Below are 23,184 nucleotides of genomic sequence, written 5' to 3'. Positions count from 1 at the left end.
TAAAAGAGCAGCAATCGCTGCTCTTTTTTATTGCTCGGCCCTTGTCACTATTCGTTTCTGCTTCGCTTTCGTATATTATTTGCCACAAATTCTGCAAACGAGATCCCACATTGCATCCTAATGTTTACATCCCAGACGCGTTTCTGGAAAAAATCCAAACTATCCTTCCTGCTAACCTCAACATGGAAGACTTTATCGCATCGTGCCAAAAGCCACTGCGCAAAAGTATTCGTATTAATACGTTGAAGATCAGCGTTGAAGCGTTTCTAGAACGTGCAGACGCAAAAGGCTGGAAGCTTTCCCCTGTGCCTTGGTGTGACACAGGGTTTTGGATTGAAGCGGACGAGTCAGTTGTACCATTAGGCAACACCGCAGAGCACATGTCAGGCTTATTCTACATTCAAGAAGCCAGTTCAATGATGCCAGTATCTGCGCTGTTTATGAATGACGAATCGTACGATGCCGTGTTAGATACAGCAGCTGCACCAGGATCAAAGACCACTCAAATCGCGGCTTTAATGAACAATGAAGGCGTTCTCGTGGCCAATGAATACGCCGCAAGTCGTGTAAAAGTGCTGCATGCCAACGTGGAACGTTGTGGTGTACGTAACGCCGCACTAAGTAACTTCGATGGGCGCGTTTTTGGTGGTTGGCTACCAGAACAATTTGATGCGGTTCTGCTCGACGCGCCCTGCTCCGGCGAAGGCACCGTTCGCAAAGACGAAGATGCAATGAAAAACTGGACGCAAGCTTCCGTGCTCGACATCGCTGACACACAGAAAGATCTTATTGAAAGCGCCTTCCATGCACTAAAGCCCGGTGGTGTGATGGTTTACTCAACGTGCACACTCAGTACCGAAGAAAACCAACAAGTTTGTCATCACTTGAAAGAAACCTTTGGTGATGCCGTTGAGTTTGAAAGCCTTGAAAACTTGTTTGAAGATGCAAATGCTGCTCTAACTGAAGAAGGTTTTTTGCATATTTTTCCACAGGTCTACGACTGCGAAGGATTCTTTGTCGCAAGAATTCGTAAACTGGCAGCTGTTGAACCACCAAAGGTCAAAAAGCGCATGGGCAAGTTCCCGTTTACCAAAGCATCGAAAAAAGAATCGGTTGAAATTGCCCAACAGCTGCAAAGTGCGTTAGGTATTGAACTTCCGAATGACAGTTCTGTATGGCTTCGCGATAAAGATGTCTGGTTGTTCCCTAATGCTTTAGAGCCAATGATCGGCGAATTACGCTTCTCCCGGATGGGTATAAAGATCGCGGAAGCCCATAAAAATGGCTACCGTTGGCAGCATCAGGTGGCAACGGCATTAGCGACAGGCTCTGAGGCAAACGCCATTGAACTCAGTATTGAAGAAGCGCGCGAATGGTACATGGGACGTGATGTTCGCCCACAAACGATTCCTGAGGGAATGAAAACAGGTAAAGGCGAAGTGCTTGTCACCTATCAAGGCGCAGTCATTGGCCTTGGGAAATGGGTAAGCAACAGAATAAAGAATGGTCTTCCTCGCGAATTAGTACGAGATAAGAACTTATTTTAAAGAAGTAACGAATCATAAATAAATGAAAAGCCATCGTATTTGCGATGGCTTTTTAATTCGTAAGTATGAAAGCAACTGGGCTCGCTAGCGATCCGGATACGCTGTACTAAACTAGTTGTATCAAAGTAATGCTTTGATATGGCATTTCTCTCTATGTTCACCAACAAAATTATTGTTGGAAAAAGTTTAGCGCAGGCTCTGCGGAGCCGTTTCCCCTAGGCCCAAAAAAGGAAAAGTTTGGGCCGTTTTTTTGGCTGCAGATCCGCTATACGTGAGTTTGGGCTACGCCAGACGAATACCGTCTTTCTCGATAACAATCTTGCCCTGCTTGTACAATCCACCAATGGTCTTTTTGTAAGTACCTTTACTTGTACGGAAAGCATCAAAAATCGCTTCAGGAGAAGACTTATCGTTCAAAGGTAAAAAGCCGCCTTTCTTCTCTAACAGATCAAGAATCTTGCTAGAAAGATCGTCCATTTTTGCCACGCCGACTTTTTGTAGCGCGAGATCGATTTTGCCATCTTCACGAATTTGCTTAATAAAGCCTTTCAGTTTCTTACCGATGTAAAGCTTACCAAACACATCTGATGGGAAAATCATGCCCCAATGCTTTCCGTTAACAATCGCTTTGTAGCCAAGTTGACTGCGCTCTGCGATGATCAAATCAACTTGTTCGTTAACTTCATAATTCGCCGGAGTTTTGTCTAACCATTTGTTGAACTTAGTCGTACCAACAATGCGGCCTGACGCTTTGTCAGTATATACATAGACAAGAATAGTTTGTCCCGCAGAGAAGCGAGTGCGTTGCTCACTAAAAGGAATAAGTAGATCCTTTTCTTTGATGCCCCAATTTACAAAAGCACCTGTCGCGTTGACGCCCTCAATCTTCATTAAGCCCCATTCACCCACTTGGGCAATAGGTCTTTCAATGGTCGCAGCAAGCTGGCTTTCTGAATCGAAGTACAAAAATACGTCTACATGATCACCAATTTCAGTACCCTCTGGTACATACTTATTAGGCAGTAGAACAGAACCGTAATCATCACCATCCAGAAATACGCCAAAATCAGCCTTTTTAATGACTTCTAAGCTGTTAATTTGACCAATTTTAATCATTGATTTTGTCTCTTTTTAAATTTACGTGGAATTATACCTAAACTAACAAGAAAATCAGAGAGAAAAGCATAGTGCTCTGTTATGCTGTTGTCGTTCAGCTATATGCCCCAGTCACTCTTTTAGCACTTTTATGCTTACCTGCTCAACAGTACGCATAAGTTAAGAATGCTTTAACAAAGTCAGGAGCTTTCTTTGGTCACCGTCGATAAACAAGACTCAATAACATTAAAAATCAGTCATGCACTCGCAAAGAGCAAAAGTGTCGACCTAGATATTTACTTTTTTATACCTGGTGAGCTTGGTTTAAACGCCGATATCATCAGTGAATCCGAATTTTATTACACTTCAATCACACAGCAACGCTCTTATTACAGTACTGAAATCCTTCTACCGCTAGTACACAGTCGACTTGCCAAGCGTGGACGCCTGTCGAATCAACAATACCGAGTAAGTTTGAGTTTGTTCGCGTACCAATACGTTATTGCGCTAGACAAAGCGGTGGCAAGTTTAAACAAGCATCAGAACAACTCCGTAACGGAAGATGAAGTAGACGAAGTTATCGAGCTCACGCTTGAGATCTTAAAGCGCTTGCGACGTTCTATTCCTTATGAAGAGAACTTAAAACGGTACTACGTTAACATCGATAACTACCTGTCTTGGTATACCGAGCAGAAGTTTTTATCTCTAGTGGCTCATCTCCCGCGTGAAGGCGATTATGGCACGATTAAGAAACGCTTGATCACGCTCTGTGAAAAAGAGCAAGCCCATCGAAAACTCAACAAGTACAACTCTCCAAGAGTCGTTGAAGACGTTACTCGCCTATCTAACAAAATGCGCTTGCTAAGACGCTTGATTGAACACCCTATCGTGCTTCGTGAAGAAACCATATCAATGGGTAACAACATCAAGCGTGCTATCAAAGGTATTGCTACTGGCTTGGTGATGGTTGTCGTGACCTCAACCGTGATTCTCGCTCGCGATTACCTTGGGGAAATTTCCGCGTCCTTCATTATCGCGATGTCATTTATTTATGCTCTACGAGAAATCTTTAAAGATGATTTGCGCGATGCGATGTGGCGATGGATCCGTAAAGGCAAGCCAAAGTGGCGTAAGAAGTATGTTGATCCAACAACGAAAAAAGTGGTCGGCAGAAAATTAGAGTGGCTCGATTATCGTACGTTAAGTAGCTTGCCAGATAAGATTCAAAGAATACGTAAGAAGCGCGTCGTGCAGCGCGAAGAGCAGATACTTCATTATCACGAGAAAACCGAAATGGCAACCTCTCTATTCTTGAGTGGTTATGAGCAAACAAGAGAAACACTGAACATCAGTTTGCGCCCTATCATCCGCTTGATGGATAAAAGCTCAAACCGAGTTTATCGTTTAAATGAAGGGCAAGTGACCAAAGAGTCGGTAGAGAAACGTCATTTGCTCAATGTGATTGTCAAAGAGGACAACCACACCGATGAGCCTGTTTATTACCGTTGGAAAGTGGTCTTAAACCGCTCCAAAATCGTCTCGATTGAGCAGATTGAACTCAATTAAAGCGATATTCTTTAAAACAGCAAACCACTAAGCAGCCTCTTTTCCTTGTTGGGCTGCTTTTTTTATCGAAAGAGTCAACGAGAATTCAGCCATAGGTTCGTCACCATGTAAGCTAGGACACAACGCGACGATTTTTACATCGCGATTCACTCGTTCACCCGTTGCCAACGTATGATCGAGCATCTCATCAATAACATCACCATCGTTACACACAAAGTGTACATCCGCTTCCGGACGTTTTAAAAACTCGGCTTTGACGCCTTTAAATGCTAAAGAGATCGCTTCTCCTTTTTCTTGCGCCTTGCTCATAGCAAGAAAACCACCAGCTACATCCGCCCCAACCGCTAAAGCGCCGAAATACATGCTATTCAAATGGTTCTTTGTTCTTCTTCGCAAAGGGATTCGAACCTCAACGTGCTCGCTATCTATCGCAATGATCTTAGGATGACAAAGCCAAATCAGAGGCACTTTAGAAAAGCCAAATAGATTTAGGTACAAATTTGCACGACGTACAGCTGATAACATTTTGGTCTCCTTACCAATCTAGTCAGACCAGTTAATCAACGAAAGAAATAGATGTCAAAGAAATGTTAACAAAAGCTCGATCTCACGAGTTATTTAGCCACCAATTTAGTGACATTGTCACACAGATAAACATGAGGTTTGCCGCAGTTATCTTGATTGCCTAACGATGAGATAGATGAAATGGTTATAAATTCAAATGTATATATATTGATTTAATGATCAAGTTTTGTCATTTATACATAAGTCATTTAAATGAATACCTACACCTTTGTATACAATTCGGTATTTCCTGGCGAAGATTCCCGTGAAACGGTTTATTCCTGCCTGTAATTCCGTTATCTTTACCCCTTCGCAATAGAGAATAAAGCTATAACATGCCTATAAAAACAGATGAATTGAGAACCCAACCTTTGGGTCCAATGCCTACCCCAGCAGAGCTAGGTAGTGTACATCCTATTACGGATGACGTTGCAGACCGTATCGCTCAATCTCGTCGTCAGATTGAAAACATTTTATCGGGTGAAGACGATCGCCTTCTTGCGATTGTAGGTCCGTGTTCTGTTCACGACACTGAAGCTGCCATTGATTACGCCACTCGCCTGAGTGAAATCCAAGACAAGTACAAAGACGAACTGTTTATCGTGATGCGTACTTACTTTGAAAAGCCTCGTACAGTAGTTGGTTGGAAAGGTTTAATTACCGACCCTAACCTAGATGGCTCTTACGCGCTTGAAGCTGGTCTCCATAAAGCACGTAAACTACTACTGGATATCAACAAGCTTGGTCTTGCGACTGCTACTGAGTTTCTTGATATGATTACTGGTCAATACATAGCGGATTTGATCACGTGGGGCGCGATCGGTGCTCGTACAACAGAATCGCAAATTCACCGTGAAATGGCATCGGCGCTGTCTTGCCCAGTTGGTTTCAAAAATGGCACAAATGGCAACGTAAAAATTGCAATTGATGCAATTCGCGCATCGAAAGCCTCGCATTACTTCTACTCTCCAGATAAGAATGGCCGCATGACGGTTTACCGTACAAGTGGTAACCCATATGGTCATATTATTTTACGCGGCGGAGAGAAAGGCCCTAACTTTGATGAAGCGTCAGTAAAACAAGCGTGTGATGCTCTAGCCGAGTTTGGGTTGCCACAACGTTTGGTTGTGGATTTCAGCCACGCAAACTGTCAGAAGCAGCACAGAAAACAAATCGACGTTGCTCAAGACATTTGTAGCCAAATTAAGTCAGGCAGTACTCGTATTGCGGGTATCATGGCTGAAAGCTTTATTCTTGAAGGCAATCAGCCAATGACTGACATCAACAACCTAACGTATGGTCAATCTATTACAGACCCATGCCTAGGCTGGGAAGATACTGCTACAATGCTAGATATGCTGGCAAACGCCGTTAAAACCCGAAAGTCCCTATAACAAAATAATCAAGGAATCTTCATGCCATCGTTTGATATTGTTTCTGAAATCGATACGGTTGAACTACGTAACGCCGTTGATAATGCTAACCGTGAATTGTCTACTCGTTTCGATTTCCGCAACGTTAATGCGAGCTTTGAGCTAGTAGAAGAAAACGTAAAAATGTCTGCGGAAGGTGACTTCCAACTTAAGCAAATGCGCGATATTTTACGTGGCCACTTGGCAAAGCGTAATATTGATGCAAACGCAATGGATGCACAGGACCCAGATGTAACTGGTAAGAACTGGCACCAAACTCTGCTTTTCCGCCAAGGTATCGATACACCAACAGCCAAAAAAGTAGTGAAACTTATCAAAGACGCAAAGTTAAAAGTACAAGCCTCTATTCAAGGCGACAAGGTACGTGTTACTGGTAAGAAACGTGATGACCTGCAAGCGACAATGGCAGCGATTCGTGAAGCAGAGATGGGCATACCATTCCAGTTTAACAACTTCCGTGATTAACTCAGTCTGAGAAGTAACTTAGTTTAAAAACGCCAGCGCATAGTTCGCTGGCGTTTTTGTTGGCCTTTTAATCGAGAAGCCAAGTGCCCACTTTTTAACGTGGTTATATCACCAAGTCCTGCCCTTGCAGCAATAAGAACTCGCTCGTCCCTTTAGGGATAAACACGCAAACTCGAAGCTTTTCAGATTTAGCCTTGGTCAACATATCAGAGAGTTCAGCTGCGCTGGAGAAAGCTTCTCGCTCTGCATCTCTTCGTATTAGCTCTAACACGTTCGCTTCGCATCGAGTTGAGTAAAGTGCTAGCTCGGCTTGTTGCATGTAGCGCACGGCCTTAATTGGCAACATCTCAACGTCTTTCCCTACCTGTATCCAAGTACAACTTCCCTTTTCATCCAAAGGTGTTGCCATGGTCGCTTGGTAAATCGTTTCTAACTCTCTATTATCTCGCGCGTTTTCAACCTCAGGATTCGAGAAGAATTGCTCCCAAAACTTACGACGTAAATCGACGCTAGGTAGTGCTTCTTTAATCGAATTACGCTTTGAGTTAGCAAAGTCCGCCATCAACCCCATGTTTTGTGGCAGTATCGATTCAAGCTTTTCACGGATGTTTCGAATTAAAACTGGTGAGGCGCCGCCACTAGAAATAGCAATTTGTATGCGGCCACGATTGATCATAGAGGGCGTAATGAAGTCACAATAAGGCTTATCATCCACAACGTTCACTAGGATGCCTAATTCTTTCGCATCTTTATACACTTGGTGATTTAGCTCAGGATTATCTGTCGTGGCCCACACTTGAACAAAGTTTTTAGTGACAATGTCACTTGAATAGAAACGTTGCACCCAGCGCACTTGATGCTCTGCAGCAAGCTTAGACAGAAAATCGACCAACGTTGGAGAAACGATAGTGACATCCGCCCCTGCCTTTAGCAACGCTTCCACCTTTCTGCTTGCCACTTCACCGCCGCCCACGACAAGAACGGGTTTATTGATTAAATCTAAGAACAGAGGAAAATATCGCATTTCAATCCATGATTACTCTAATTAGCTGTTGCGGACCATGCTACCAAAAATGGGGCAAGCTCATCACCCTGTTTCGGTATCACAAATAATTTTTGTTCGAATTTTTACTGAACTTCACCAAGCTCAGCTAATGACAGTTTTAATAACAACTTTTTATTCTCTTGTATTGTTCACTCTTCTATTGATTGTTCTGATGCACCAAATTGTCCATGATTTGCACTATTTACAAACAATTAACATTTCGTCATTCTAAATCTCAAGGCGCTTTGTAAGTTCTCTCAAAACTTCATTTAAATTATATATTTGAGAATTAACAGATCCTTTCCTACGCTTATAACTGGTTGATCTATCGAATACCGTTTCTTCGAAAATCAATCACGTAGGACGATAACTCTAACGAATTGGACACGTTGTTTCAGGTCACTCCTGATTAAACATGGATCATACAGGAAGGATACAAATGGCAAATAAACTCACAGTTCTTGCTTCCGTCGTAGCGGCTTCTACTGCGATGATGGCAACATCAGCTCAAGCAGCAGACACTACTCTGGACAAAGTCACAAAACAAGGTTTTCTTACTTGTGGCGTAAGTACCGGTCTACCTGGTTTCTCTAACCCTAACTCAAAAGGTGAATGGGAAGGTATCGACGTAGAATATTGCCAAGCACTGGCTGCAGCCGTTCTTGGGGATAAAACGAAAGTTAAATATGTACCCCTAACCGCGAAAGAACGTTTCACTGCGCTTCAATCAGGTGAGATTGATGTGCTTTCTCGTAACACTACCTGGACACTGCATCGTGATACTGCACTTGGCCTAAACTTCGTAGGGGTAAACTACTACGATGGCCAGGGCTTTATGGTGAAGAAAGATCTTGGCATCTCAAGCGCAAAAGAGCTTGATGGTGCATCAGTTTGCGTACAGTCCGGTACAACAACTGAGCTGAACCTTGCTGACTACTTCCGTAACAGCGGTATGTCATACAAGCCGGTCGTATTTGATACGGCAGCCCAAACGTCAAAAGGTTTCGATGCAGGACGTTGTGATGTGTTAACGACTGACCAATCTGGTCTTTATGCATTGCGCCTGAACCTGAAAGATCCCTCTTCTGCAGCCGTTCTTCCGGAAATCATTTCTAAAGAACCACTAGGTCCCGTCGTTCGTCAAGGTGATGACCAATGGTTCAATATTGCGAAGTGGACTTTATCAGCAATGATTAACGCCGAAGAGTACGGTATTAGTTCGAAAAATGCGGATGAAATGCTGAAATCGAAAGATCCAAACATCAAACGTATTCTTGGTGTTGACGGTCCGAAAGGCAAAGGTTTGGGTATTCGTGATGATTGGGGCTACCAAGTTGTCAAGCAAGTCGGTAACTATGGTGAAAGCTTCGAACGCACAGTCGGTACTGGTTCGCCGTTAGAAATTTCTCGTGGCGTTAATGCGCTATGGAATGCAGGCGGCTTTATGTACGCGCCACCAATCCGATAGAACAAGTTAATCAGGGCGGTTCATGCCGCCCTTTTTCTTGATTTTATCCATCTGTATGAGTAAGGACCGCTCATTGAATGGTAAGAAGTATTCGCTTAGATAGGCTATTTCAACTCGAATATCGCCGTTTAACTCTGGTGAAAACATGCTTCGACCAGCAAGGACGTGACTATTTATACAGGCAGATATCTATAACTAAGGTTTGAGGTTATCGCTGTATGAAACCGACAAAAGATGCATCGCCAAGTACGATGTCCAAACCGAGCGGAAGCAAGAGCTTGATTTATAATCCCGCCTTTCGTTCTGCTATTTTCCAGATCATTGCCATAGCTGCACTGGTATTTTTCTTTTACACGATTATAAATAACGCACTGAACAACTTAGATGCTCGTGGGATCGCTACGGGTTTCGGTTTTTTAAATCAAGAAGCCGGGTTTGGTATCGGGCTGACGCTAATTGAATACGATGAAACGTACTCTTACGGCAGAACGTTTATTATTGGCCTTCTTAATACAGCGCTGGTCTCCGTATTAGGTATTATTCTGGCTACCGTGATTGGTTTTACCATGGGGGTCGCTCGCCTTTCTTCTAACTGGTTAGTGAGTCGCTTGGCTGCTGTTTATATCGAAACGTTCCGAAATATCCCACTTCTTCTACAAATATTTTTCTGGTATTTCGCTGTTCTTCAAGCATTACCCTCACCTCGTCAAAGCTTGAGCCTTGGCGAAGCCATCTTCTTGAATGTTCGTGGTTTATATTTTCCAGCTCCAGAAATGGAGGCAGGCAGTGGCTTTGTTATTGCTGCATTAATCTTCGGGGTGATCGCCAGCTTGTTAATTAATGTATGGGCGAATAACAAGCAACGCCTAACTGGGCAACAAACGCCAATGGGAAGAATAGCTTTAGGCTTAGTCGTTGGCCTTCCGCTGATTGTCTACTTCCTTGCTGGTATGCCAATTTCACTAAATTATCCTGAACTGAAAGGGTTTAACTTCCAAGGTGGTATTAGCATTATTCCTGAACTTGCTGCACTACTTTTGGCACTGAGCGTTTATACCGCCTCCTTCATTGCCGAAATTGTACGTTCTGGTATTAATGCGGTTAGCCATGGTCAAACGGAAGCGGCGATGTCGCTGGGCTTACCACGCGCGAAAACTTTAAAGCTTGTTGTCATTCCGCAAGCGTTACGAATTATTATTCCACCTTTAACCAGTCAATATCTCAACCTCACCAAAAACTCATCGTTAGCGATGGCGATTGGTTACCCAGATCTTGTCTCTGTCTTTGCTGGTACTACCCTGAACCAAACGGGGCAAGCGATTGAGATCATTGCGATGACGATGGGCGTGTACTTAACCTTAAGTCTGATTACGTCTGCATTAATGAACTTGTATAACCGTAAAGTCGCACTGGTGGAGAGATAATATGAGTACTCATCAATTTCAACCGGATCTCCCACCACCAGCCAATACCGTCGGCTTTGTTGGTTGGATGCGGAAAAACCTATTTAATGGACCTGTCAATTCCATTGTTACCGTAATTCTTGCTTATCTTGTCTTTAGTGCAATTTGGCATATCGTTGATTGGGCGTTTATCAACGCGGACTGGATTGGTTCGACGCGTGACGATTGCAGCCGAGAAGGTGCTTGCTGGGTATTTATCAGCGTGCGCTGGGAGCAGTTCATGTACGGTTTCTATCCTGAGTCTGAACTGTGGCGCCCTCGCCTTTTCTATATCACATTGGCTATATTTACTGTGTTGCTAGCGTATGAAAAGACACCGAAACGGATTTGGATTTGGCTTTTCTTCGTAAACATCTACCCATTCATTATCGCTGGGCTGTTATATGGTGGGATATTTGGGCTAGAAGTGGTCGATACACACAAATGGGGCGGATTACTCGTTACGCTCATCATTGCGCTAGTTGGTATTGTCGTTTCATTACCTATTGGTGTGGTACTCGCGCTCGGTAGACGTTCGGAAATGCCCATCATTCGCAGTATTTGTACCGTCTATATTGAAGTTTGGCGTGGTGTGCCACTGATTACCGTTCTGTTCATGGCTTCCGTTATGCTGCCTTTGTTTATGTCCGAAGGGTCCGAGACAGACAAACTTATTCGCGCTCTTATTGGTGTAGTGATGTTTGCCTCGGCTTACATGGCCGAAGTAGTACGGGGTGGCTTACAAGCGATTCCAAAAGGCCAATATGAGGCTGCCGACGCACTTGGGTTAAGTTACTGGAAAAAAACAGGGCTTATTATCTTGCCGCAAGCGCTGAAGATTACGATCCCTTCTATCGTGAACACGTTTATCGGATTGTTTAAAGACACCAGTTTGGTTCTTATCATTGGTATGTTTGACGTCCTAGGTATAGGACAAGCAGCAAACACCGACCCTGACTGGCTAGGCTTTGCTACTGAAAGTTATGTATTTGTCGCGTTAGTGTTTTGGGTATTTTGTTTTGGCATGTCGCGTTATTCGATATGGCTTGAAAACAAACTTCATACCGGTCACAAACGATAACTCATCAAGCTCAAGGACGTATTATGACGCAACAACAAGACTATATGATCCAATTGAAGGACATGAATAAATGGTATGGTGAGTTTCACGTACTAAAGAATATTAACCTCGATGTTAAGCGCGGAGAAAAGATCGTAATCTGTGGCCCATCAGGGTCAGGAAAATCAACGATGATTCGCTGTATTAACCGCCTCGAAGAGCACCAAGCTGGTAGCATCTATGTTTCCGGTACGGAGTTAACTGAAGATTTAAAAAATATTGAAGCTGTGCGCCGTGAAGTGGGCATGTGCTTTCAGCACTTTAATCTCTTCCCTCATTTAACCGTACTGGAAAACTGTACGCTCGCGCCTATTTGGGTGAAGAAGATGCCTAAAGATGAAGCAGAAGCGGTCGCGATGAAATATCTGGAACGCGTTAAAATTCCGGACCAAGCAGAGAAATATCCTGGCCAGTTGTCTGGTGGTCAGCAACAACGCGTGGCGATTGCCCGTTCATTGTGTATGAACCCTAAAGTTATGCTTTTTGATGAACCAACATCAGCGCTTGATCCGGAGATGGTTCGCGAAGTGTTGGATGTAATGGTCGAACTCGCCGAGGAAGGCATGACCATGCTCTGTGTTACACATGAAATGGGGTTTGCGAAAGAGGTTGCCGATCGCGTGATATTTATGGACGCAGGAGAGATCATCGAAGAGAACAACCCTGTTGATTTCTTTGAAAACCCTCAATCAGATCGAACTCAAAATTTCCTAGCGCAAATCTTACATCACTAAGATCTTTTCCAACTGGCATAATAAAAGCACTGATTTCAATGAAGTCGGTGCTTTTTGTTACTAAATTCAAAGTTCTGTGTGACAATCACTATGACTTTGCTCTGCAGTAATATTGTGTTACAAGTTGCCAAATACATAACATCTTATTTCTATTATTATTTTATCTAAGTTGCGCATGGTTAGGGCTTGATTTTTTGAACTTTCAATCCCATAAATGTACTTAAAAGAAAGTCTCTTATCGAGGAAGATTATGAACAGTCCAATGTTTACCCGCACTTCAACACAAGAAAGTGCTCTACAAACAAACAAAGTGTTGCGTAATACTTACGCACTACTTTCAATGACGCTTTTATGGTCGGCAGTCGTTGCTGGCGTAGCAATGGCATTTAACCTGCCACATCCAGGAATCATCCTAATGTTGGTTGGTTTCTACGGCCTGTTATTCTTAACAGAGAAAAACCGTAACAACAGCCTTGGCCTTGTGTTTACGTTCTTATTCACTGGTTTCTTAGGCTACACGATTGGTCCAATCTTAAACATGTACATCGGTGCTGGGATGGGCGATATCGTATTAACCGCTCTAGGTGGTACGGCGCTATCTTTCATGGCGGCATCAGCTTATGCACTAACAACAAAACGTGACCTATCTATGATGGGCGGCTTGATGCTATCGCTGTTTGTTGTGCTTGTTGTGGGTATGATTGCAAGCTTCTTTATTCAATCAACCATTTTACACTTGGCGTTGAGCAGCTTGTTTATCATTTTCTCTACGATGGCGATCCTGATGACAACACAAAGCATTATTCGTGGCGGCGAAACAAACTACATCTCTGCGACAGTGACTTTGTATGTATCAATCTACAACATCTTCATCAGCCTACTAAGCATTCTAGGTATTATGAACGACGATTAATCGTTTGCTCTAAGGTGAATACTAAAAGCCCGAAGGTAATTCCTTCGGGCTTTTTCTTTGTCAGTGGTTAAGTACATTACGCCTGTTCGACTGCTAACTCGATAACTTCATCAGCCTCAGGGTTTTCTCTAAAACGTCTCACTTTAATCGTATCTTCACCCAACATGATTTGCTTAGCAATTCGGTGCATACCATCAAAAACACGGTAATCATTGGTTAAAATTACGGGATACGACAAATCGGCATTGTTGATGCGTTGGCAATGCTTCGCGATCTCACGACAGGTTGGCTGTGGTCCATCATCACTAAACCAGGTCACTTCATTAGGGCCTTTGATATCATCAATAGCAATTTCTTCTACAGGTAGGGATTCTGCGAGCTTCCAAATACGCTCAATAGACCAAATGGATTTTACGTTGTCATTTATTTCAATGTAACGTTGTTTCGACATGACTAACTCCTTGTCATCATTATTGTTTACAACCAGAATGTAGGTTGCTTATCAACCAAGAGAATATCGGTCTATAAGAGCAAACACAACGTCGTAAGCTATTCATTCACCGATAAAATTCCATATTCAGACAAGTAGCCAAGAAAAAACCAAAACAAAAATGAATAAGCCTGGATATCCATGCAATTTTATTGGTACTCACCCCGAAAAATTTCTAACAAACTGAATAGTTTCCTATTTATTTGAATAAAAGAGCATTTATATCAAAGCACCTGGCTCAGTCAAAAAGCACTCACCATTTTGTACGCTTTTGCTTCGCTCGGCACTACTTCGAGATTCTTTTGTTGAGAACATCCTCACCTGTCGCTAATCTATAAACATCCATGTTCACTTAACGGATAAAACGTTATGTTCGTTTACAACGGCAAAGAAATTGAAACTGATGCTCAAGGCTACTTACTGGATCATACTCAATGGGAAGAAGGTATGATTGAGCTTTTAGCAAAAGAAGAAGACATCGAGCTTACGGATGCTCATTTGGAAGTTGTGCACTTTGTGCGAGATTTTTATGAAGAGTTTAATACTTCCCCTGCTGTGCGTATGCTTGTCAAAGCAATGGAAAAAGCGCACGGTCCAGAAAAAGGTAACAGTAAGTATCTATTCAAGCTGTTTAAAAAGGGGCCAGCCAAACAAGCGACTAAATTAGCCGGCCTACCAAAGCCAGCTAAATGCTTGTAGAATTTACAAAATCTTAAAACCGCGCAACGGCTTATATGACGCAGACTCCTGTATCACACTCTCTACTGTTGCCGTTCGCGGGCCTTCTTTCAACCACTCGTAAAACGCAGCTATTTGTGCGTCTGTTCCACACGCCATCACTTCAACATCACCATCGTTTAGGTTCTTCGCGTAACCCGTCAAACCCAGTTTCAATCCTTGATGGGAAGTATGGTAACGAAAGCCGACGCCTTGAACGTGACCTTTTACTATAAATCTCTCACACTTTACGTTCATCTTTGTACCGCTTCTTTTTACTGAGTGATATATTCTTTTCGTCTATTCACCCCACTAAGGATAGTGGGTTTTTGCACGGTTATTATAATTATGAAAGAAATTCCATTCCGCTGGATTGATAAGTATCTCATTCAATTAAAGATTCAAGAAAAGTTCTATTTGCTCTTCGTTCTCCCTCTTCTTGCTTTAGTCATTCTCACTCTCGTCCTTAATAGCGCGGCTAATACGTTGATCTCAAGTATGTACCAAGAAGAGCTCATGCTTATGAAAGGTCTGATAGAGGCAGGCAACCTTTCTCAATCGCAAGTAGCAAACCTCATAGCTGGTTCAGAAACCGTTTCTCTTGGCTCTGGTCCGCAATCCGTGTCTGTTCTAAATGGTGCGTACAGCTTGGTTGCAAACCATGAACTTTCTCTATGGACTGCCCTATCAACGACTCAAGTGAGCATCATCTGTGTGAGCTTGTTTATTCTCGCGCTTGGCGTTTACTACATCATGACGTTTATCGGCGGCGCAATGTTCACGATGAATAAAGCATTAAACACCCTAGCGGATGGTGACCTAACCGCGAGAATGAACTTCTTCCCAGTTCGCGACGAGTTTAGTGAAATTGCTATTACGATAGACAAAGTTGCAGAACGAGAGCAGCAAATGGTGCTGTCGATTCAAGAGTCTGTGGCGTTAATGCAACAAATTAGCTCAGACCTGAATCAATCAATTCATCACAGTTCAGATATTTCTGCGACGCAACAAGAGCACCTCAACTCTCTTGCGAGTGCAACGGAACAGATGGCATCAACGATTCGAGAAGTCGCGACATTAGCTCACGATTCAAGTGCGCAAACCGATGATGCGCGCAGCGTGGCTCAGTCTGGACAAGTAAAAGTAGAGAATACGCTTCACTCGATTTCGAACCTCTCTAATGAGATTCAATCTGCGTCTCAAGCAGTAGCGGAGTTAGATGCCAATGCCGCACAAATTGATGAAGTCGTGACAACCATTAATGGGATTTCCGAGCAAACTAACCTACTTGCATTGAACGCAGCCATTGAAGCAGCACGTGCTGGTGAGCAAGGTCGTGGATTTGCGGTCGTTGCGGATGAGGTTCGCGCTCTTGCGGGACGCACTCAGCAAGCGACCGTTGAAATCCAAGCGATGATCGAATCATTACAGCGTAACAGTCAATCACTTACTAAACTGATGGAAGTGACTGTCAACAATGCAAATGAGGGACAAAACCTCATGACGGAAGTGAATCACGAAATCGGCTCTTTGGCAGATAAAAATCAAACTATCTCCGACAGTAGCATTCAAATTGCAACAGCGGCTGAAGAACAAGGTGTAGTCGCGGACAATATCGCCTCAAGCGTTGAAGAGATTCGAGTTCAAGCAGATAACGTGTGCAATATGATCAGCACGACTTCACAAAACGTGGATCAACTGCGTAAGCAAAGCGACACCATGGAGTCGCTCCTTACTGGACTTAAAGCGTAGCAACGTAATCTGTTACGACCAGTTCAAATAAAAGGGTTACTTTAGTGACCCTTTTTTGTATTTAAAAGTCACTACAATGTACTGGATTGCCGAGGGATATTGCTTTTACCATTCACATCCCGGACAATACGCCCCTTTCAAAATTCAACAAGAGCTAATGAAATGACAGCTGCTATCTATTTGGTAAAAGGTCGTGAGAAATCGGTCAAGCGCAAGCACCCTTGGATCTTCTCTCGAGGCATCAACAAAGTTGAGGGCGACCCCGCTCTTGGCGAAACGGTTGATGTATTCACTCACGACGGTAAATGGCTAGCTAAAGCGGCATATTCGCCAGCTTCACAAATTCGTGCTCGTATTTGGAGTTTTGATAAAGAAGAAATCGACACCGCATTTTTCGTAAAACGATTAAAAGACGCACAACTTCTTCGTGAAGACATTATCGAACGTGATGGCCTTACGGGTTACCGCCTTATCGCGGCAGAGTCTGATGGTATGCCAGGCGTTACGATTGACCGTTACCAAAACTTCTTTGTGTGTCAACTTCTCAGTGCTGGCGCAGAACACAATAAACAGGCCATTGTTGATGCTCTAGTTGAGTGCTTCCCTGATTGTAATGTGTACGAGCGTTCTGACGTCGCGGTACGTAAGAAAGAGGGTTTGAAAGAAACCACGGGCGTCTTGCACGGCGAAGAGCCACCTAAATCGGTCGTCATCGAAGAAAATGGCGTAAAGATTAGTGTAGATATCGTTGGCGGTCATAAAACAGGTTTCTACCTAGATCAACGTGATAGTCGCCAGCAAGCGATGAAATATGTGAAAGGCAAGGAAGTTCTTAACTGCTTCTCTTACACAGGTGGCTTCGGACTTTACGCTCTGAAAGGTGATGCAAAGCGTGTGATAAACGCTGACGTATCACAACCTGCTCTAGACACTGCGAAGTTCAACGCAGAACTGAATGAATTTGATATCTCGAAGAAGCGCGCCGTGTTCCTAAACGCAGACGTGTTTAAACTGCTTCGTGAGTATCGTGACCAAGGAACTCAGTTCGATGTAGTTATCATGGATCCACCTAAGTTTGCAGACAGTAAAGCCCAACTAAACGGCGCATGTCGTGGTTACAAAGACATCAACATGCTAGCAATGCAAATCCTAAAACCTGGCGGTACGCTACTGACCTATTCGTGCTCTGGCTTAATGGATCAAGTTTTGTTCCAGAAAATCATTGCTGACGCAGCCTTAGATGCTAACCGCCAAGTAAAGTTTGTGGAGCGCTTTGAACAAGCTGCTGACCACCCAACCGATACAGCATACCCAGAAGGTTTCTACCTGAAAGGTTTTGCATGTAAAGTTCTGTAATCACAGTGCTAGTTTACCGTATTATTAAATAAAAAAACGGAGCGAAAAAACGCTCCGTTTTTTTATTTTTAGCCATCTATTCTCGTAATTGCTCGAGATTAGAAATCAGACTATTGGCAATATCGGCTGCAGAGGCACCATCAAAGTTAACCTCTAGCTGTTGTCCATCTTTGTTGATGGTCAACGTCGAGTTACCCCCACTTTCAGTCACTTCAACGGAAATGTCATCCACACTGCCGCGATAGTCACCCGAACCAAGATCATCAAGCAAGGCGGAGATATCCGTACCACTCATATCGTCAAATACATCGGTAAAATCAAGCTGATCCCCGTCACTGAAATCTGTCACGGTATCCGTTGCGGATTGCATTTCTGTCCATTTGAATACGTCATCACCTTCACCGCCAGTCAAGATATCATTACCTAAACCACCGATGATCAGGTCATTGCCTTCAGTACCAACCAGAATATCATCGCCATCTGTCCCCATAACCAGATTCAGATCCGAATTTAAGGCCATGGTTTGATAACCAAGCGCCGTGACAGCCTCTACCGTGACGTTCTCGAAATCAACCGCTACCGTAGCTTCGTTACTTACCGCACCATCAGTGTCGATTGCCTGATAAGTAAAGTCATCGTTCACATCAGTAAAGCTGGTAATTTCAGTCCCCACCAAGGTAAAGCCCGCTTTATCACTCGCGCTATCGGTTTCTGGAGTAAGTCGAATTTCATCAAAGCTCCCATTTGCTAACGCAACGGTAATAGAACCTTCGTGGTTGCTGGTATAAGTAATATCCGTTGAGTAAAACTGCTGAACATCAACAAGTGCACCATTTAGGAAGATGTATGCCGTTAACCATGCACCACCACTGTTGAAGCGGTCATTCAGACTGGCTAAGTTCAGTTTCGCTTCGTTTGCTGATAAATCCTCATCCAGTTCTAACGTAATATATTCACCAGTACTGATTTCATCACCCTGACCCGTTTCATTTGGCGAAACGACAACCAACCCGACCTGTTGATTCGCAAAATCGACTGAAATCTGAGCGTCGGAATCAAAGATGATGCTGTTGCCAATGGTGGTGATCTGACCTCCAGTGAACGTTAAGTTCGAGTTAGGAGGAGTGTAAGAACCAACCAAGATATCTTTCCCTTGATCTTCAAGAAGATCGGCTGAGTCAAAGCTCTGCTCCTCAAAGAAATCTTCAGTCAGACGATACTTAACCTCTGTGTTTTCAGGGAACTGTGTGGTTTCGTCTATAATGACTTCCTGTCCATTTCCATCCACATAATACAGTTCACCGTGTTCAGGAAGGCTAACGACCTGAATTAAAATATCATCATCATTTGCAGTAACTGCGTCATCTTCGAGATCTTCAACATGCTGTTCCCCAGACGTCGTTAATCCATCAAATTCAACATCCTGAACCGGGAAAATACCATTTTGAACATCGAGCGAAATGATGAAATCACGGGCTGTAGGTGGTGAGTTATCCACGATGGTCGCCAGACCAGTATCGCTGCCTTGCACTGCTCCCAAGCCAGTTACTGTAACGCTGAAATCTTCAGGGCCTTCGTACACACCGTCATCAATTGATTCGATGCGTAGATCAAATTCCGTCATACCTGCCGGCACCGTCACAATGCCACTTACAGGTACACTTACCCAACCTGAACCGGTGTTGTACTCTAGAGTGCCAAGGTCACCTACTTCTGTTTCATCCAGATTCAGCGTTAATTGAACCTCGACCGCTGCTTCTGAGGCATTACTCAATGACACGGTAAATGTAGCGAAACTACCTTCATCAATGGTACCCGCATCCGAGATAGACACAGTTGGTCGATCGTCGTCCGTTTTAGTGCCATCATCCACAATGGTCGCCAAACCAGTATCGGTGCCCTGAACTGCGCCCAAACCCGTCACGGTCACGCTGAAGTCTTCCGGACCTTCATAAACTTCATCATCAATGGTCGCAATGCGCACATCAAATTCGGTAAGCATTGCTGGCACTGTTACGATGCCATCGACAGGCACAGCAACCCAACCTGCTCCGGTGTTATATTCTAGCGAGCCAAGATCATCCACTTCTGTTTCGTCTGGGTTTAAGGTCAACTGCACCTGGACTGTACCTTCCGAAGCATTACTCAATGACACGGTAAACGTCGCGATATCACCCTCATCTACGATACCCGCATCTGAGATAGATACGGTCGGGCGATCATCATCCGGGTCAGGACCAGGGCCGTTACCGCCGTCGTAAATAATGCCCAACGCAGTGTCAGTACCAAGTACTCCAGTTGCACCTTGCACTGCAACCGTGAAGGTTTCATCTCCTTCATACACATCGTCGTCCGTGGTTGGGACAAACAGTTTGAGATCGGTTTCACCTGCTGGGATAGTATACGTGCCATCACTGTTGGCGGTCACCACAGTTACTCCATCAGATAATGTCAGCTTAATAGCACCAATGTCGTCAGGCTCTGCCGTATTAGTTCCTCCTGTTGATGTGCTCAACCTCACCGTCACGTCAATATCGGCAGCCTCCGACAACCGGACGGTATACACAGCCTCAGTACCTTCATTCACGCCAACGCTATCTTCGACAATATAGACACTTGGACGGTCATCGTCTGGATCGGGACCAGGGCCGTTACCACCGTCGTAAATAATGCCCAGCGCACTGTCACTGCCTAGGACGCCCGTGTCACCTTGTACCGCCACAGTGAAGGTTTCATCCCCTTCGTAGACGCCATCATCTGTGGTTGGCACAGTGACTTTCAGCTCGTTCTCACCGGCGGGAATGGTATACGTACCGTCACTGTTGGCATTCACCACTGTCACACCATCAGCAAGGGTCACCACAAAGCTACCTATATCGTCCGCTTCCGCTGTGTTGCTGCCGTCGGTTGAGGTGTTCAAACTGACGGTCACATCGATATCGGCCGCCGCCGACAATCTAACGGTATACACAGCATCGGTACCTTCGTTAACACCCACGCTATCTTCAACGATGTAGACATTCGGACGGTCATCATCTGGATCGGGACCTGGGCCACTACCATCATCCACAATCGTTGCTGTACCCGTATCGCTGCCTTGTACCGCCCCAATGCCAGTCACCGTCACACTGAAATCTTCAGGGCCTTCATAAACGGTGTCATCAATGGAAGCGATACGCACATCAAATTCGGTTTGCCCGGCTGGCACGGTCACCACGCCATCATTTGGCACTGCAACCCAACCACTTCCCGTGTTGTATTCTAAGGTACCTAAGTCACCGGCTTCAGTGTCACCCAAGTTGAGGCCTAGCTCGACTTGAACAGTGGACTCGGAGGCATTCGACAGCGTCACTTTGAAGTTCGCCGTATCACCTTCATTAATAATGCCAGCATCGCTAATAGAAACCGTTGGACGGTCATCATCCGGATCAGGCCCCGGGCCACTACCGTCATCCACTATCGTTGCCGTACCCGTATCGCTACCTTGCACCGCCCCAATGCCAGTTACTGTCACACTGAAGTCTTCAGGGCCTTCGTAAACGGCGTCATCAATGGAAGCAATGCGCACATCAAACTCGGTTTGCTCGGCTGGCACCGTCACCACGCCATCGTTTGGCACTGCGACCCAACCACTTCCCGTGTTGTATTCTAAGATACCTAAGTCACCAGCTTCGGTGTCGCCGAGATTAAAACCCAACTCTACTTGCGTTTCCGCTTCAGACGCATTCGATAACGTAACTTTGAAGTTAGCTGTTTCACCTTCATTAATAGTGCCAGCATCCGTAATAGCCACACTAGGACGGTCATCGTCTGGATCGGGATCTGGGCCGCTGCCGTCATCCACAATCGTTGCCGTGCCGGTATCACTGCCTTGTACCGCACCAACGCCCGTTACCGTTACACTGAAATCTTCTGGACCTTCATAAACGGCGTCATCAATAGAAGCAATACGCACATCAAACTCGGTTTGCCCGGCTGGCACCGTTAGCACGCCATCGTTTGGTACTGTGACCCAGCCACTTCCCGTGTTGTATTCCAAGGTGCCTAAGTCACCCGCTTCGGTATCGCCTAAGTTGAGGCCGAGTTCAACTTGAACACTAGACTCTGAAGCATTCGATAACGTGACTTTAAAGTTCGCCGTATCACCTTCATTAATGGTGCCAGCGTCGGTAATAGTAACACTCGGACGGTCATCGTCTGGATCTGGTCCAGGGCCACTGCTGTCATCCACAATCGTTGCCGTGCCCGTATCGCTGCCTTGCACCGCACCAATGCCCGTTACCGTAACACTGAAATCTTCAGGACCTTCATAAACGGCGTCATCAATGGAAGCAATGCGCACATCAAACTGAGTCTGCCCGGCAGGCACCGTCACCACACCGTCGTTTGGCAGCGTAACCCAACCGGAGCCCGTGTTGTATTCCAAGGTGCCTAAGTCGCCGGCTTCTGTATCACCTAGGTTGAGACTTAGTTCGACCTCAACATCTGTAGCTGATGGATTAGATAAAGACACTTTAAAGCTGGCTAACTCACCTTCATTAATCGTCCCTGCATCGCTCATCGTTACCGTTGGACGATCATCATCAGGACTTAAACCAGGCCCACTACCATCATCAACAATGGTTGCAATCCCAGTTGCAGGTGTACTTTGTTCTTCTGTGTTGCCAGAAAGCGTAAATGTTTCTGGACCTTCGAATATAGAGTCATTTATAGAGTCGAGAGAAACAGTAAAACCATTTTCCCCTAACGGGACCGACACAGTAAAAATACCGTTGTCATCGACTGAGATTTCTTCTGTTGTGCCATCGGAAAATGTTATGAAAACACTCTCGTTGACGTAGTCACTTCCGCTCTCGTCAGTAGATCCACCAGTCGCAGTCTGATCGAACAGAGAAAAAGTGATATTTATATTGTCTTCTGTTGGTTGGTTAAGTGTGACGTCGAAGGAAACCAGATCGCCCTCATTGACAGTTGGGCTAGAAATCTCTTGAACAATTACTGTTGCAGGAACTGATATTGCTGTTGGTTCTGGTGGTTGTATTTGGAAAATATCGAGTAGCGTCTCTACCTGAGTACTTGAAAATCCTGTTCCGTCAGTTCCCACTGTCTCAAAATTGGTACTGGCGAGTAATTCAGCACCTGTGCGATCTATAGCCCCCGTATTTTGTGGGCTAGACCCGTTTCCTTCACCTGCAGCAGGCTCAAACTCTTCACCCAGCTCAGTCGGGTCTTCCCCACTAGCAATTGCTTCAATTAACGCTGTGATATCATCAGTTACGTTTATCGAACTTCCTTGTGGTGTCACCTGCTCGATCACAAGCTCAGAAGTATCTGATACCTCATCAATTATTAACTCTCCTGGTTGAGGTGGTTGTCCCTCTTCTAGGGTCCTGATTTCCCCATCCAGCCCGATAACCACGATGTTGCCCATCAATGAGCTCAAAGTTACTCGATCCATATCTACCTCGCCCCACTTC

Annotated in this window: 18 protein-coding genes; 12 read left to right on the top strand and 6 right to left on the bottom strand. The window is 44.7% G+C overall.

All coding sequences use genetic code 11. The features are described from left to right. The first annotated feature begins 110 nt into the window (after positions 1-110). A complete protein-coding gene (gene rsmF / locus B7360_RS14315; RefSeq protein WP_085343821.1) occupies positions 111-1,547 on the top strand; it encodes a 16S rRNA (cytosine(1407)-C(5))-methyltransferase RsmF in 1,437 nt (478 codons plus the stop codon). 282 nt (positions 1,548-1,829) lie between these two features. Here the strand turns inward: rsmF and B7360_RS14310 are convergent, their stop codons facing one another. Next, the gene (locus B7360_RS14310) at positions 1,830-2,663 is read right to left on the bottom strand and encodes a S1 RNA-binding domain-containing protein (RefSeq protein ID WP_005396561.1); all 834 of its coding nucleotides are present in this window, start codon (positions 2,661-2,663) and stop codon (positions 1,830-1,832) included. Positions 2,664-2,855: 192 nt separating this feature from the next. Here B7360_RS14310 and B7360_RS14305 point away from each other — a divergent pair, with 192 nt between their 5' ends. Next, a complete protein-coding gene (locus tag B7360_RS14305) occupies positions 2,856-4,208 on the top strand; it encodes a hypothetical protein (RefSeq protein ID WP_006743263.1) in 1,353 nt (450 codons plus the stop codon). Between the two features lie 27 nt (positions 4,209-4,235). Here B7360_RS14305 and B7360_RS14300 read toward each other — a convergent pair whose 3' ends face one another. Beyond that, positions 4,236-4,733: a DUF4442 domain-containing protein gene (locus tag B7360_RS14300; RefSeq protein WP_065646463.1), complete on the bottom strand. Its 498-nt coding sequence runs from the start codon at positions 4,731-4,733 to the stop codon at positions 4,236-4,238. 374 nt (positions 4,734-5,107) lie between these two features. On the opposite strand from B7360_RS14300, the gene B7360_RS14295 reads away from it, so the two are divergent. Together B7360_RS14295 and B7360_RS14290 are read left to right on the top strand one after the other, a co-directional pair. Continuing rightward, positions 5,108-6,166 (top strand): 3-deoxy-7-phosphoheptulonate synthase, encoded by a 1,059-nt coding sequence (locus B7360_RS14295; protein ID WP_085343820.1) that lies wholly within the window; start codon positions 5,108-5,110, stop codon positions 6,164-6,166. Between the two features lie 21 nt (positions 6,167-6,187). After that, positions 6,188-6,670 (top strand): YajQ family cyclic di-GMP-binding protein, encoded by a 483-nt coding sequence (locus B7360_RS14290; RefSeq protein WP_005377415.1) that lies wholly within the window; start codon positions 6,188-6,190, stop codon positions 6,668-6,670. A gap of 103 nt (positions 6,671-6,773) precedes the next feature. Here the strand turns inward: B7360_RS14290 and B7360_RS14285 are convergent, their stop codons facing one another. Further along, positions 6,774-7,694 carry a bifunctional precorrin-2 dehydrogenase/sirohydrochlorin ferrochelatase gene (locus B7360_RS14285; protein WP_048626418.1) on the bottom strand — a complete coding sequence of 307 codons (921 nt, stop codon included), beginning with the start codon at positions 7,692-7,694 and terminating at the stop codon, positions 6,774-6,776. Positions 7,695-8,154: 460 nt separating this feature from the next. On the opposite strand from B7360_RS14285, the gene B7360_RS14275 reads away from it, so the two are divergent. The 5 genes from B7360_RS14275 (at position 8,155) to B7360_RS14255 (ending at position 13,392) form a co-directional block, all read left to right on the top strand. Further along, the gene (locus B7360_RS14275) at positions 8,155-9,183 is read left to right on the top strand and encodes an amino acid ABC transporter substrate-binding protein (RefSeq protein WP_053807446.1); all 1,029 of its coding nucleotides are present in this window, start codon (positions 8,155-8,157) and stop codon (positions 9,181-9,183) included. Positions 9,184-9,401: 218 nt separating this feature from the next. Continuing rightward, positions 9,402-10,607, top strand: coding sequence for an amino acid ABC transporter permease (locus B7360_RS14270; RefSeq protein ID WP_005396569.1), 1,206 nt, complete (start codon positions 9,402-9,404; stop codon positions 10,605-10,607). Between the two features lies 1 nt (position 10,608). Next, on the top strand, positions 10,609-11,706 hold the full coding sequence (locus B7360_RS14265) for an amino acid ABC transporter permease (protein WP_012841798.1): 1,098 nt from the start codon (positions 10,609-10,611) through the stop codon (positions 11,704-11,706). 23 nt (positions 11,707-11,729) lie between these two features. After that, complete coding sequence (locus tag B7360_RS14260; protein WP_005377400.1) at positions 11,730-12,479, top strand: amino acid ABC transporter ATP-binding protein; 750 nt, start codon at positions 11,730-11,732, stop codon at positions 12,477-12,479. Between the two features lie 250 nt (positions 12,480-12,729). After that, positions 12,730-13,392, top strand: a complete 663-nt coding sequence (locus B7360_RS14255) for a Bax inhibitor-1/YccA family protein (RefSeq protein WP_005396571.1) — start codon at positions 12,730-12,732, stop codon at positions 13,390-13,392. 76 nt (positions 13,393-13,468) lie between these two features. Here B7360_RS14255 and B7360_RS14250 read toward each other — a convergent pair whose 3' ends face one another. After that, on the bottom strand, positions 13,469-13,843 hold the full coding sequence (locus B7360_RS14250; RefSeq protein ID WP_085343819.1) for a chromosome partitioning protein ParB: 375 nt from the start codon (positions 13,841-13,843) through the stop codon (positions 13,469-13,471). A gap of 408 nt (positions 13,844-14,251) precedes the next feature. Between B7360_RS14250 and B7360_RS14245 the strand changes: the two genes are divergently transcribed. After that, a complete protein-coding gene (locus B7360_RS14245) occupies positions 14,252-14,581 on the top strand; it encodes a TusE/DsrC/DsvC family sulfur relay protein (protein ID WP_005377396.1) in 330 nt (109 codons plus the stop codon). A 3-nt stretch (positions 14,582-14,584) separates the two neighbouring features. Here the strand turns inward: B7360_RS14245 and yccX are convergent, their stop codons facing one another. After that, positions 14,585-14,857: an acylphosphatase gene (yccX, locus tag B7360_RS14240; RefSeq protein ID WP_085343818.1), complete on the bottom strand. Its 273-nt coding sequence runs from the start codon at positions 14,855-14,857 to the stop codon at positions 14,585-14,587. Between the two features lie 90 nt (positions 14,858-14,947). Between yccX and B7360_RS14235 the strand changes: the two genes are divergently transcribed. Both B7360_RS14235 and B7360_RS14230 read left to right on the top strand, forming a co-directional pair. After that, complete coding sequence (locus B7360_RS14235) at positions 14,948-16,351, top strand: methyl-accepting chemotaxis protein (RefSeq protein ID WP_085343817.1); 1,404 nt, start codon at positions 14,948-14,950, stop codon at positions 16,349-16,351. Positions 16,352-16,513: 162 nt separating this feature from the next. Further along, on the top strand, positions 16,514-17,707 hold the full coding sequence (locus B7360_RS14230; protein ID WP_085343816.1) for a class I SAM-dependent methyltransferase: 1,194 nt from the start codon (positions 16,514-16,516) through the stop codon (positions 17,705-17,707). 76 nt (positions 17,708-17,783) lie between these two features. On the opposite strand, the gene B7360_RS14225 is transcribed toward B7360_RS14230, so the two are convergent. Beyond that, positions 17,784-23,165 (bottom strand): Calx-beta domain-containing protein, encoded by a 5,382-nt coding sequence (locus B7360_RS14225; protein ID WP_164673221.1) that lies wholly within the window; start codon positions 23,163-23,165, stop codon positions 17,784-17,786. Positions 23,166-23,184: the final 19 nt, after the last annotated feature.

The sequence above is a fragment of the Vibrio sp. ArtGut-C1 genome, from assembly GCF_002105475.1.
In the GTDB taxonomy this organism is placed as follows: Bacteria; Pseudomonadota; Gammaproteobacteria; order Enterobacterales; family Vibrionaceae; genus Vibrio; species Vibrio diabolicus.
The sequence above is the reverse complement of the archived record's forward strand: the minus strand, read 5'-3'. Positions and strand labels throughout refer to the sequence as shown.